The sequence below is a fragment of the Segetibacter aerophilus genome, assembly GCF_007991655.1.
GTDB lineage: Bacteria > Bacteroidota > Bacteroidia > Chitinophagales > Chitinophagaceae > Segetibacter > Segetibacter aerophilus.
Map to the genome: position 1 here is coordinate 41,241 of NZ_BJYT01000006.1, position 12,745 is coordinate 53,985.

Annotated in this window: 14 protein-coding genes; 4 read left to right on the forward strand and 10 right to left on the reverse strand. The window is 40.6% G+C overall.

Annotation, left to right across the window (positions count from 1 at the left end; all coding sequences use genetic code 11):
• Window positions 1-23 precede the first annotated feature (23 nt).
• Window positions 24-608: a Holliday junction branch migration protein RuvA gene (gene ruvA, locus SAE01_RS08980; protein ID WP_147203420.1), complete on the reverse strand. Its 585-nt coding sequence runs from the start codon at window positions 606-608 to the stop codon at window positions 24-26.
• A 164-nt stretch (window positions 609-772) separates the two neighbouring features.
• Here ruvA and SAE01_RS08985 point away from each other — a divergent pair, with 164 nt between their 5' ends.
• A complete protein-coding gene (locus tag SAE01_RS08985) occupies window positions 773-1,777 on the forward strand; it encodes a beta-ketoacyl-ACP synthase III (protein ID WP_147203421.1) in 1,005 nt (334 codons plus the stop codon).
• A gap of 258 nt (window positions 1,778-2,035) precedes the next feature.
• On the forward strand, window positions 2,036-2,497 hold the full coding sequence (locus tag SAE01_RS08990) for a GNAT family N-acetyltransferase (RefSeq protein ID WP_147203422.1): 462 nt from the start codon (window positions 2,036-2,038) through the stop codon (window positions 2,495-2,497).
• Window positions 2,498-2,625: 128 nt separating this feature from the next.
• Here the strand turns inward: SAE01_RS08990 and fabD are convergent, their stop codons facing one another.
• The 4 genes from fabD to SAE01_RS09010 are packed head-to-tail and all read right to left on the reverse strand — an operon-like array spanning window position 2,626 to window position 5,028.
• The gene (gene fabD, locus SAE01_RS08995) at window positions 2,626-3,516 is read right to left on the reverse strand and encodes an ACP S-malonyltransferase (protein ID WP_147203423.1); all 891 of its coding nucleotides are present in this window, start codon (window positions 3,514-3,516) and stop codon (window positions 2,626-2,628) included.
• Between the two features lie 19 nt (window positions 3,517-3,535).
• A complete protein-coding gene (gene folE, locus SAE01_RS09000; protein WP_147203424.1) occupies window positions 3,536-4,132 on the reverse strand; it encodes a GTP cyclohydrolase I FolE in 597 nt (198 codons plus the stop codon).
• A gap of 31 nt (window positions 4,133-4,163) precedes the next feature.
• Window positions 4,164-4,577 carry a 6-pyruvoyl trahydropterin synthase family protein gene (locus SAE01_RS09005; RefSeq protein ID WP_147203425.1) on the reverse strand — a complete coding sequence of 138 codons (414 nt, stop codon included), beginning with the start codon at window positions 4,575-4,577 and terminating at the stop codon, window positions 4,164-4,166.
• Between the two features lie 40 nt (window positions 4,578-4,617).
• Entirely contained in the window at window positions 4,618-5,028 is a 411-nt protein-coding gene (locus SAE01_RS09010) for a 6-pyruvoyl trahydropterin synthase family protein (RefSeq protein ID WP_147203426.1), read from the reverse strand.
• Between the two features lie 78 nt (window positions 5,029-5,106).
• Between SAE01_RS09010 and mqnB the strand changes: the two genes are divergently transcribed.
• Window positions 5,107-5,778, forward strand: a complete 672-nt coding sequence (gene mqnB, locus SAE01_RS09015) for a futalosine hydrolase (protein WP_147203427.1) — start codon at window positions 5,107-5,109, stop codon at window positions 5,776-5,778.
• A complete protein-coding gene (locus SAE01_RS09020) occupies window positions 5,778-6,617 on the forward strand; it encodes a 1,4-dihydroxy-6-naphtoate synthase (protein WP_147203428.1) in 840 nt (279 codons plus the stop codon). Before mqnB ends, SAE01_RS09020 begins: the two co-directional genes overlap by 1 nt.
• 87 nt (window positions 6,618-6,704) lie before the next feature.
• Here SAE01_RS09020 and metH read toward each other — a convergent pair whose 3' ends face one another.
• The 5 genes from metH to recR all read right to left on the reverse strand — a co-directional run bounded on the left by metH (window position 6,705) and on the right by recR (window position 12,679).
• Window positions 6,705-9,434, reverse strand: coding sequence for a methionine synthase (metH, locus tag SAE01_RS09025; RefSeq protein WP_147203429.1), 2,730 nt, complete (start codon window positions 9,432-9,434; stop codon window positions 6,705-6,707).
• Window positions 9,431-9,976 (reverse strand): ORF6N domain-containing protein, encoded by a 546-nt coding sequence (locus SAE01_RS09030; protein ID WP_147203430.1) that lies wholly within the window; start codon window positions 9,974-9,976, stop codon window positions 9,431-9,433. Before SAE01_RS09030 ends, metH begins: the two co-directional genes overlap by 4 nt.
• Before the next feature lie 206 nt (window positions 9,977-10,182).
• Entirely contained in the window at window positions 10,183-11,205 is a 1,023-nt protein-coding gene (locus tag SAE01_RS09035) for a homocysteine S-methyltransferase family protein (RefSeq protein WP_147203431.1), read from the reverse strand.
• Between the two features lie 297 nt (window positions 11,206-11,502).
• On the reverse strand, window positions 11,503-12,042 hold the full coding sequence (locus SAE01_RS09040) for a YceI family protein (RefSeq protein ID WP_147203432.1): 540 nt from the start codon (window positions 12,040-12,042) through the stop codon (window positions 11,503-11,505).
• A gap of 22 nt (window positions 12,043-12,064) precedes the next feature.
• Window positions 12,065-12,679 (reverse strand): recombination mediator RecR, encoded by a 615-nt coding sequence (recR, locus tag SAE01_RS09045; RefSeq protein ID WP_147203433.1) that lies wholly within the window; start codon window positions 12,677-12,679, stop codon window positions 12,065-12,067.
• Between the last annotated feature and the right edge of the window lie 66 nt (window positions 12,680-12,745).

A 12,745-nucleotide genomic window follows, 5' to 3' on the forward strand; every position in this document is an offset into this window, starting at 1 on the left:
TAAAGTACAATTCTCTCTATAGGCTATATATTTTTCAGGGCTTTTTTTATCAGGTCTTCTAATTGAATGCTGGTGCCATTTGCTTCAATAACGTTTTTTAATGCCTTTTCTGCGTTCGGCTTGGGAATTCCTAAAGAAATCAATGCATTCAAGGCATCCATTTCGACTTTATTTGATCCGGAAGAAGTAAGAATAATATCATTCAGGTTCTTACTCAATTTGTCTTTCAACTCTAAACACAGCCTTTCTGCTGTTTTTCTGCCTATTCCTTTTATGCTTTCCAGTAGTCTGGCGTTGCTTTGAACGATTGCTTTTATAATTTCGTCGGGCTTCATTCCAGACAACATCATTCTTGCCGTTGCTGCACCAACTCCCGAAACACTTATCAGTTGGGTGAAAAGTTCTTTTTCAGATAGGTCGGCAAACCCATAGAGAGTCTGGTTGTTTTCAGTAATATGAACATAGGTAAACAACTGGCCGCTATCCTGGTTGCTGATAGCAGAGTAAGTATTTAAACTAACCTGGCATTCGTAGCCGACACCATTTACATCAACAATAACCTGGGCAGGATTCTTCACCGCAAACTTTCCCCTAACGAACGCAATCACATGAAATTATTTAACCGGGTTTCAAAAATATAAGATGAATGGCGAAGTACAAATATTATTTTAAGTAGGTTTTGGCCATCAAAAGCTTCAAACTATGCAGCTTTTACTATTCAAGAATAAACAATTACTTTTATCCCCAGAATTAAATAATACTAAAGCAATAAATGGCACAGAAAATTAGCGCAGCAATTACTGGTGTGGGTGGATATGTTCCGGAATACAGATTAACAAACAAGGAGTTAGAAACGCTGGTAGAAACAAACGACGAGTGGATTAAAACCCGAACAGGTGTTGAGGAAAGGAGAATACTAAAAGGCGAAGGAAAGGCAACTTCAGATCTTGGTGCACCTGCTGTTCTTAATTTATGTGAAAAGAGAGGTATTGATCCCCTTGAAATTGAAGTTATCATTTGCTGTACTGTCACTGCCGACATGCTTTTTCCGGCCACGGCAAATATCATCAGCGAGAAAATAGGTGCTAAAAATGCTTTTAGCTTTGACCTGGGTGCTGCATGCTCAGGGTTTTTATTCGGACTAACAATGGGTGCCTCACTTATTGAAAGCGGGCGATACAAAAAAGTAGTTGTTGTTGGGGCTGATAAAATGAGTGCAATTGTAGATTACAGCGACAGAACAACATGTATACTTTTTGGAGATGGTGCCGGTGCGGTATTGCTTGAGCCGGGTGAAGAAGGTTACGGGGTTTTAGATAGCAACCTTAAAACAGACGGAAGCGGAGAAAAATACCTAAACATGAAAGCCGGCGGATCACGGAAACCAGCTTCTGCAGAAACGCTTGCCGCAAAAGAGCATTATATCTACCAGGAGGGCCAATCAGTTTTTAAGTTTGCTGTCGTGGGAATGGCGGATGTCGCTTACGAACTTCTTCAAAGGAATAACCTTACGGGTGAAGACATAGCGTGGTTAGTTCCGCACCAGGCCAATAAAAGAATTATAGATGCTACTGCCAATCGTATGGGCATTCCGTCAGAAAAGGTGATGCTGAATATTATGCGCTACGGTAACACAACTTCAGGAACTATCCCCTTGTGTTTGTGGGAATGGGAAAAACAATTGAAAAAAGGTGATAACCTCGTATTAGCTGCTTTTGGTGGTGGTTTTACCTGGGGCGCTACCTTGGTGAAGTGGGCTTACGATGGCAAGAGTTAAGTGACAGTTCCTTCTTTAGTGCGACAAAATAATCAGCCGTAAGAATTTTTCTTGCGGCTTTTTTATTAAAGCTTACCTGATTTTATGGGTTCCAACTTCGGTAGTTACTTTAAGCACTGTTGTGTCACACTCTTGTACCACAAATCTTTTTGGGGCAACCCGCCCTCTCACCATTCGTCTAAAATGGCAAGCCTCGATTGACACAAAAAGCTACTTTTGCCCAAAACAAAAAAGAGTTTAAAATCTATAAAAACCTCCATGGAGAACATTTTAATAAGGAGAGCGGTAAAAGAGGATTGCTCAAGAATATTGGAACTGGTACGGGAATTAGCGGTGTTTGAAAAAGCACCCGATGAAGTGACTGTCTCATTGAAGCATTTTGAGGAAAGCGGGTTTGGAGAAGCGCAGGTATGGTGGGCATTTGTTGCAGAATTAAACGAGGTCGTTCAAGCCTTTGCACTCTACTACATCCGGTTCAGCACGTGGAAGGGACAGCGCATGTATTTGGAGGACCTACTAGTAACAGAAGAGTTGAGAGGTAGAGGAATAGGAAGCTTATTGTTTGACGAATTGTTTAAAGAAGCTAAGAAAAAGAAGTTAAATGGAATAGTGTGGCAGGTGTTGGAATGGAATGAACCGGCAATTAAGTTCTACAAAAAATTAAACGCTTCCTTTGATGCTGAATGGGTGAACTGTAGTGTAAGTGTTCCCATCAGCTAACAATAGCAAAACATAAAAAAAGCAAAACGGAATTAATGTTGATGAACGAAATGCGTCGCCACTAATGTCGATAGAAGTTTTTGTGCTTGTACCAAAAAGCATCGAAAAAGCCTCTAACCTTCAAGACTTTAGCTTACTCCACTCACCACCGCTTCCTTAAAAATTTTACTTACCAGCCCTTGCAGTACTTTGCCCGGGCCAACTTCTGTAAAGTGTGTTGCACCGTCCGCTACCATTGCCTGTACTAACTGTGTCCAGCGAACGGCACCTGTTAGTTGATTTATGAGGTTTGTTTTTATTTCTTCCGGGCTAGTGATTGCTTTAGCAACCACGTTTTGGTAAACAGGACAAATAGGTTCTGAAAACTTTGTTGCTTCTATTGCAGCCGCAAGTTCTTCTTTGGCTGGCTTCATCAACGGGCTGTGAAACGCACCACCTACAGGTAAAACCAACGCACGCTTAGCGCCCGCTGCTTTCATTTTTTCGATGGCAATCTCAATTCCCTTTTTACTACCGCTTATTACCAGTTGACGCGGACAATTGAAGTTGGCAGGCACTACTACTTCGCCCGTGTCTTCCATAATCTCTTTACAAATAGCTTCGACTTTTGCATCATCCAAAGCCAATACCGCAGCCATGGTAGAAGGATTGATCTCACATGCTTTTTGCATAGCACTCGCACGAATACTTACCAGTTTTAGTGCATCTTCAAATTGGAGTGTTTTGTTTGCCACCAGTGCAGAAAATTCTCCCAGGGAATGACCGGCAACCATGTCAGGCCTAGCATCGGGAATGGTTGCGTAAGCGATCGCTGAATGCAAAAAAACAGCGGGCTGGGTCACGTTGGTTTGCTTGAGATCTTCATCGGTTCCGGTAAAAAGAAGGTCAGAAATTCTGAAACCAAGAATATCGTTTGCCCTTTCAAAAAGGTCTTTGGCTTCCGGGTTTTTCTCGTACAGGTTTTTACCCATACCGGAGAACTGGCTTCCCTGCCCGGGAAAAATATAAGCGTGTTTCATTGACGGATCTTTAGAAAAATTAATGAAGTTTTGAAGAGATCAACTTCAGGAATTCATTTCTTGTTGGATACTTCTCAAACTCTCCAAAAAATGCAGAAGTGGTTGTAACAGAGTTTTGCTTTGATACTCCGCGCATCATCATGCACAGATGCGATGCTTCAATAACGACTGCCGCACCAAGTGGTTGAAGCGACTCAACGATAGCATCTAATATTTGAGTGGTCAGCCTTTCCTGCACCTGTAATCTTCTTGAATAAACGTCTACCACCCGGGCCATTTTACTTAGCCCTGTGATCCAGCCGTTAGGAATGTAGGCAATATGAGCCTTCCCGTAAAACGGCAGCATATGATGCTCGCACATGCTATACAATTCAATGTCCTTAACAACAACCATTTCACTTACATCTTCATGAAATTTTGCCGAATTAAGAATTGCCTGTGCATCTTGTTGATACCCCTGGGTAATAAACTGCATTGCTTTGGCCATTCTTTCCGGCGTCTTTAGCAACCCTTCCCGGTCCGGGTCTTCGCCAAGTAACGCAATACTTTCCCGGTAATTTTTCATCAAGCCTTGTGTCACCGCCTCATCGTACTCTTCTTTTTTATTATATGCCATAACTTACTTTTCTGTCTTTTATGTTTTTTCTTTATGCCGGATATTCCACAAAATTTCTTTCAGTTTCGTACAAGCGTACCTGCAAATCTAGTTTTGGATCTAATTTTTCTCTTAAGATCCGATAGATCACAATTGTAATGTTTTCTGCAGTGGGGTTCAAATGCTCAAACTCTTTACAATCCATGTTGAGGTTTTTATGATCGAAACGATTCAACACATTTTCTTCAATCAGCTGGCTGAGCCCGCCGAGATCAATTACAAAGCCTGTATCAGCAGCAGGTTCACCAACCACTTTTACTATCAGCTCGTAATTGTGTCCATGGTAATTTGGGTTGTTGCATTTACCAAAGACCGACGCGTTTTTGTCTCCGTCCCAAGAAGGGTTGTTAAGCCGATGGGCTGCATTAAAATGTTCTTTTCTATATACCGCTACTTTATTACTCATGTAGAATTTTGAAAAATTATTTGATTCGATTTTTCCGTTGCTAATCACCAAAATACTCGACATAAATCCTTGGCGTCTCATACAGCTTAATGCAGTGCAACTTTACGTGCATCGGCAAATGGCGCTGCAATTGTTTCCAGATTTCCATTGCTAATATTTCTGTGCTACACATTTTGTCTTGCAAAAAATCAACATCCAAATTCAGGTTTTTGTGATCGAGCTTTTTTATCACGTGCTCCTGTATTAGTTTGCTCAATTTTTTTACGTCGAACAAAAAACCAGTTTCAGGATTGATGTGTCCCTTGATTGTTACATATAGATCAAAATTGTGCCCATGCCAGTTTTCATTCGCACAAACCCCAAAAAGCTCTTCATTTTTCTCCTTACTCCACGCCGGGTTGTATAACTTATGCGCTGCATTAAAATGTTCCAATCTTGTGAGGTAAACCATTCTGCACTAAATTTTGCCAAAGGTAATATTTGAAATGTAAACGCTTGTCCACTTCCTTCTATAAACGACCTTCGCAAAATGAATGTCGTCATCACATCTGCAACGCAGAAAGAAACGGACCAAGTAAGACAGAGTCTTACTTCAGCACCTCCCTTGGAAAACCAGGAGCTCGACCTTTCTTTTCACGTAAGTGGTGTGGGCTTATTGTCATCATGCTTCTCCATCTCCCAACTCATTTTTGAACAACATCCCGACTTAATTATCCAGGCGGGAATTGCAGGGACCTTCGATAACAACTTTGAACTTGGAAAAGTTGTTGTCGTAAAAGATGAGTTGTTGGGTGATCTTGGCGTAGAAGAGTATGGAGCTTTTAAGGACCTTTTTGATTTAAACCTTCAAACAGAAAATTTGTTTCCTTTTACCGGAAGAGCGCTTCACAACAGGTTTCTTCCTGAGTACAACCTTGGAGGATTAGCAGAAGTGACGGCCATCACAATAAATGAAATAACAACAAGACCCACGAGAATAGAAGTACTGAAAGCTAAATATGAACCTGCAATAGAGTCTATGGAAGGTGCTTCGCTTCACTATTGTTGCCTGCAGACTTCGACGCCTTTTATTCAGATAAGGGCCATTAGTAACTATGTTGGAGAACGCGATAAATCGAAATGGAACTTTAAGGATGCTCTCGATAATTTGACTAACGCTATTATAGAATATCTTAAACAATTGGATAAAAAGAAGAAATAATGAAATTTACGATAGGCTTTAGTCCCTGCCCAAATGATACTTTCATTTTTGACGCCCTGGTAAATAAAAAGATAGATACTGAAGGTTTTGAATTTGAGCCGTTGCTTGAAGATGTACAAACTTTGAACAAATGGGCGATCGAAAAAAGATTGGATATAAGTAAGATTAGTTACGGCGTTCTGCCTTTGGTAGTTAAAGATTATGTGGTGCTTAATAGTGGTGGAGCTTTAGGTAAAGGTGTGGGTCCGTTGCTGATTTCAAAAAATGAAGTTGAAAATCTTACCGATAAAATTGAGAACATTACAGTTGCTATACCAGGAGTAAATACCACTGCTCATATGCTGTTTTCGTATGCCTTTCCTTTTGCTAAAAACAAACAGTTTTTTGTTTTTAACGAAATCGAAAATGCAGTGTTAACGGGACAAGTAGGTGCCGGAGTCATTATACATGAAAATCGGTTTACCTACCAGGACAAAGGCTTAGTGAAGCTGATGGATTTGGGAGAATATTGGGAGCAGTCTACCGGGTCACCGATACCGCTTGGTGGAATAATAGTAAAGAAAGATATTGATAAAGAGGTGCAGCGAAGACTTGATAGACTCATTAAGAGGAGTGTAGAATATTCTTTTAAAAGTTATCCTGCCATCTCTTCATATATCAGCAGTCATTCCCAAGAAATGAGTGAAGACGTAATGCGGAAACATATTGATTTATACGTCAATAATTTTTCAATTGGTTTAGGCGAAGAAGGTAAAGAAGCGGTAAATAAGTTTTTAAAGGTGTATTCAGAAATTCATCAGACAAATGTTATCTCCGACGAAATTTTTGTGGAAGGATAAACGACTTTTATAAACACACTCGCTTTCATTTGCATAGTCCATTCATTACTTTCACCTATTAAGTAGTTTCCACCTAACAATTAACCTCTAGGCATCATATTCCAACACTGGTCTTAACCATCTTTCAACTTCTTCCAGATCCATATTTTTTCGTTTAGCGTAATTTGTAACCTGGTCCTTTTCTATTTTACCTATTCCAAAATATTTGCTTTCCGGGTTTGCAAAATACCATCCACAAACTGATGACGCAGGATACATTGCAAGACTCTCTGTAAGCTGGATACCGGTAGCATTCGTTGCATCTAAAAGGGCAAACAATTTATACTTTTCTGTATGATCGGGACAGGCGGGATAGCCGGGAGCTGGTCGAATTCCTTGGTATTTTTCTTTGATAAAATCTTCGTTGCTTAGGTTCTCATCTTTTACATAACCCCAATATTCAGTCCTGGTCTTATGGTGTAATAACTCTGCAAAGGCTTCAGCTAAACGATCGGCCAATGCTTGTAATGAGATTTTGTTGTAATCATCGTGCTGCTCGTTGAAACGCTTTAAATGCGGTTCAATTCCATCTATGGTAACAGCAAAAGCTCCAAGGTAATCTTGCAAACCTGTTTCTTTAGGAGCGATGAAATCGGTTAAAGACATGTTAGGCTGGCCTGCAGCTTTTTTTACCTGCTGCCGTAAAGATTCAAGTTCTACTACAGTTGACAATTCATCTGTAACTGTAATTGTATCTTTTGCGTTTGAGTTAGCTGGCCAAAATCCTATCACGCCTTTTGCTGTCAGCCATTTTTCATCTATAATCTTCTTAAGCAGGGCTTGGGCGTCTTTGTATAGCTTCGTTGCTTCCGCGCCAACTTTTTCATCAGTTAAAATTTGAGGGAACTTACCGTGCAACTCCCAGGCGATAAAGAATGGCTGCCAATCTATATAAGCTGCAATTTCTTTTAGATCGTGTTCAACAAAACTCTTGGTTCCGATGAAAGAAGGCTTCACCGGCTGGAAGTTCTGCCAATCTAACTTTACCCTGTTCTCTACCGCTTGCTCGTACGACAAGTAGGCCTTTGTTACTTTCTTGTTTGCAAAATCTTCCTTCAGCTTCCTGTACTCTTCTTTGATACCTTTCAAAAAGTCAGGCTTTTGTTCTTTGCTTAGTAAAGAACCGGCAACAGTAACACTTCTTGACGCATCGAGTACATGCACTACTCCCTCATCATACTCTTGGGCAATTTTCACGGCCGTATGCATGCGGCTGGTGGTTGCTCCACCGATCATCAGCGGCAGGTCCATTTGTCTGCGTTTCATTTCACGGGCTATATGAACCATTTCGTCTAGTGAGGGAGTGATTAAACCGCTTAATCCAATGATATCAACGTTTTCTCTTTTGGCAGTTTCCAGAATTTTATCTGTGGGAACCATCACACCAAGATCGATGATATCATAACCATTACAACCCAGCACAACTCCAACTATATTTTTACCAATGTCGTGCACATCGCCTTTTACTGTAGCTAACAAGATTTTAGCTGCTCCGGCGCCTTCCTCGTTTACGGTACCGGCAGCCAGGTGAGCCTGGCGGCGCTCTTCTTTTTCAGCCTCAATAAATGGAAACAAGTACGCAACACTTTTCTTCATTACACGAGCACTCTTTACAACCTGCGGTAAAAACATTTTACCTGCTCCAAAAAGATCACCTACTATATTCATCCCATCCATCAAAGGACCTTCAATTACATCTAAAGGCTTGGGATATTTTTGTCGCGCTTCTTCGGTGTCAGCTTCTACATAATCTGTAATTCCATTTACAAGCGAATGTGCTAAACGTTTCTCTACCGGGTCATTTCTCCATGCCTCGTCTTTGACGATTTCTTTACCTTTTGCTTTTACTGTTTCTGCGAAATTGATGAGGGCTTCCGTTGCTTCGTTGTTCTCATTATTACGGTTTAGCAAAACATCTTCACAAAGCCTTCGAAGCTCCGGTTCGATTTCGTCGTATACCACCAACTGGCCCGCGTTGACTATTCCCATGTCCATTCCTGCTTTTATCGCATAGTATAAAAAGACCGAATGAATGGCCTCACGAACATGATCATTGCCACGAAAAGAAAAGGATACATTACTGACTCCACCACTTACTTTCGTCAGGGGCATCTTTTGTTTGATTTCCCTGGTTGCCTCAATAAAGTCGACAGCGTAGTTGTTGTGCTCCTCTATACCAGTAGCTACCGCAAAAATGTTTGGATCAAAAATGATGTCTTGTGGATCAAAGCCTACTTGTTCAGTCAGTATTTTATAAGCCCGCTCGCAAATTTCTACTTTTCGTTGTTTTGTATCAGCTTGCCCTTTTTCGTCGAAAGCCATCACGATCACAGACGCTCCATAGCTTTTGCAGGTGAAGGCTTGCTCTATAAACTTTTCTTCACCTTCTTTCATGCTGATCGAGTTCACAATGCATTTGCCCTGTACGCACTTTAATCCTGCTTCAATGATCTCAAACTTCGAGCTGTCAATCATTATAGGAATCTTGGCAATGTCTGGCTCTGCTTGCAAAAGGTTGAGAAACGTAGTCATTGCACTCACGCCTTCAAGCAAGGCATCATCCATATTTACGTCCAGTATTTGGGCACCGTTTTCAACTTGTTGGCGTGCAACTGAAAGTGCCTCTTCATATTTGTTATCACGAATAAGGCGTGCAAATTTTTTGGAACCGGTAACGTTTGTACGTTCTCCGATATTGACGAAATTCATTTCAGGTCTAACGACTAAAGGTTCCAATCCTGAAAGACGTAAGTAAGGTTTTATAACTGTAGAGCTCATTTCTTTTTTTCTTTTCTATTTGCAAGAAAGCCTATTTCAGTGCGCGGCTTTTCTTCCTGGATTAATAAAGCCTTTAGAGTATTAAAAATCAATTTCACTTCTTCATCTTTTTTAAAGAGTGCTTGTTCTATTTTCTCCAGCTTTATCCATAATTCTTTATTGTCAAATAATATTTGTTTCATTCTTGTATACACCCGAACGATTTGTATGTTAACCTGGATAGCTCTTTCTGACCTTAGCACTGATGAGAGCATAGCAACACCTTGTTCGGTAAACGCAAATGGTAATTTTCGAATGCCACCATAACCTGAAGTCACAAATTGCGACTTCAGGTTATTCCATTCTTCATCTTTTAATTGAAACATAAAATCTTCAGGAAATCTTGTAATGTTTCTCTTAACTGCTTCATTTAATCGCCCGGTAGAGACGCCATACATTTCCGCCAGATCTCGATCAAGCATTATTTTTACTCCTCTAACAACATAAATCTTTTCACTTATTATTTGTTCTGAAATTTGTTGTTGGGGTAATGACTTTGCCATGATAACCTTTCTGGTTTGATATCGCAATTTGCGATATCAAGTTTTTTTGCCAAACATATTTCCTCGTCTGTTTGATGTCCCAATCTGTGATATCAAACGCTTTTTTTGAAGTCTTTATGTACCGCACCAATTCACACTATTCAACATTGTTGCGTCGCACCCTTGTACTTTTCTTCGGTGCGCAACAACCAGAGGTTGTCCTATTCTTACACCAAAGCATCTTCCACCACTGGCAAGGGCCGCGGCTTAAAATTTCTCACGTAATCAGCAATATGCTTGATATGGTCAGGCGTTGTACCACAACAGCCGCCTACAATATTTACAAAACCTTCCTGTGCCCACTCCTCTATTATGTGTGCAGTCTCATGTGGCTGCTCGTCGTATTGGCCAAATGCGTTAGGTAAACCTGCATTAGGATAGGCCGATGTATAACATTCCGCTATTTGGCTTAACTCTTCTATATGTGGTCGCATTTGGGTTGCACCCAACGCGCAATTCAAACCAACGCTTAAAGGTCTTGCGTGACGGATAGATGTATAAAAAGCTTCCAGTGTTTGTCCGCTTAGCGTTCTGCCTGAGGCGTCAGTAATTGTTCCGCTAATCATAATCGGTAGTTCCTCCAATTTGTTGTCGCGGAAGAACTTTTTAGCGGCATATATAGCTGCTTTCGCATTTAACGTATCAAAAATTGTTTCGATTAATAAAACGTCCACTCCGCCGTCAACCAAACCTTTGATTTGTTCGGTATAAGCTATTGCTACCTCATCAAAAGTAACTGCACGATAACCCGGATTATTTACGTCTGGAGACAAGCTCAACGTTTTATTAAGCGGACCTATTGCACCTGCAACCCATGCACCTGATCTATCTTTTCCTTCGGGAGATGCAAGAAATTTCTCAATTGCATTTCTTGCGCATTTTGCTGAGGCAACATTAAGCTCATAGGCCAGCGACTGCATATCATAATCTGCCTGTGCAATGGTTGTACTACTGAAAGTATTTGTTTCAATAATATCAGCCCCGGCCGCCAGGTACTGCAGATGGATCTCTTCAATAATTTTTGGCTGAGTAATACTAAGCAGATCGTTGTTTCCCTTTACATCGGTGTGCCAATCTTTGAAACGTTCGCCGCGGTAATCTTCCTCCTCGAGTTTGTAGCGCTGTATCATGGTACCCATCGCACCGTCGATGATAAGTATTCGTTTTTCCAGTTCTTTCCTGATATCCATAGTTTCGATTTTTTTATGACTGTTTTACAAACAAGCATAAACGATGAATAGTATTGTTATAGTTGAAGTGTGCGACGCAACAATGTAAAAAAGAAGTTGTGAAGCCGACTTCAAAAAAATCTCTAAACTAGAAACGAGGACAATCTGGAAATAAAGCAGAGTGAGATCGTTTATTAGTTCAGTTAAAACCCTACCGCAGCAGGTTGAACAATAAACAAATCCGCCTGCTGAGCGGCGCAAAAATATGACAAAAATATTAAACGATGAAAGGCAGGAAGACTTGGAGTCTCGCGGAATCTAATCGTAGGTGCAGTCAATTGTAATCTCAACAGTGTCAGAAATCATCTTGCTGGCGAGAGAGCCGCCAATGTTATAGTCTTTACGTTGAACTTTGAACTTGCTTCTTGCAATAGCCTTTCCTCCTCTTATCTCAATGGTGCCGTTTTGTACTATTTCCCTGGTCACTCCATGAATTGTAAGACTGCCTTTTACACTCGCGTTGTAAACCCCGTCTTTGGCGAAATTGATATCCCTGAGATTAGTGATCGTTCCTTTAAAATATGCTTTAGGAATTTTATCGCTGTGCAGGTAATCTTCGTTGAAGTGCTCTTCCATCAGGTCATTCTCAAAATGAAAGTCTTTGATGTTCATCTCGAAATTATACTGGCCGTTTGCAGTAAAAAGCTGGCTGGTTACTGCATTGTTTTTGGCTTCAATATCTTCCAAAGGCGCACTGGAGAAAAAGGTGATTTTGCCTGTCCTGGTATTAAAAACTTTTTGCGAAAAAGTCGTTGTACCAATAGTGGCCGCTAATATAAAAAGGAGAATATTTTTCATGTTCATTTTCTTATAGTTGGGTTTACTTCACGTATTGACCAATAGGTAAACGGTTAGTTATACTTCGGGCAAGTGTCATTTCATCTGCATATTCAAGCTCTCCGCCAAAGGCTATGCCCCGTGCTATGGTTGTTACTTTGCAACTAAATTGTTGGATTTTCTTCTGTATGTAATAAATGGTAGTATCGCCCTGGATGTTAGGATTTAGGGCAAACATTAGCTCTTCAGTTTCCTCTTTTTGTATGCGACTAATAAGTGGTTCAATGCTTAATTGGTCCGGGCCTACACCATCTAAAGGAGATATAATACCACCGAGCACATGATACGTTCCATTATACTGTTGAGTGCTTTCTATAGCTATTACATCACGAATATTCTCTACTACGCAAATGAGATGCTGGTTACGAGAACTGTTTGCGCAAATAGAGCAAATGTCAGCGTCGCTAATATTTAAACACCTTTGGCAAAACTTAATATCCTGGCGCATTCGCGAGATGGTATCACCAAATTGCAGCACCTCTGAAACATCTTGTTTTAGTAAATGCAACACCAGACGCAACGCAGTTTTCTTTCCAATACCCGGAAGCCTTGAAAACTCATTTACCGCATTTTCTAATAGAGAAGAAGGAAGTTGCATCTTGTAAAAATACTTATGGCTCTTGACAGATTAACGCCGCTGCTAAGACTTTAATACTTTATGAAA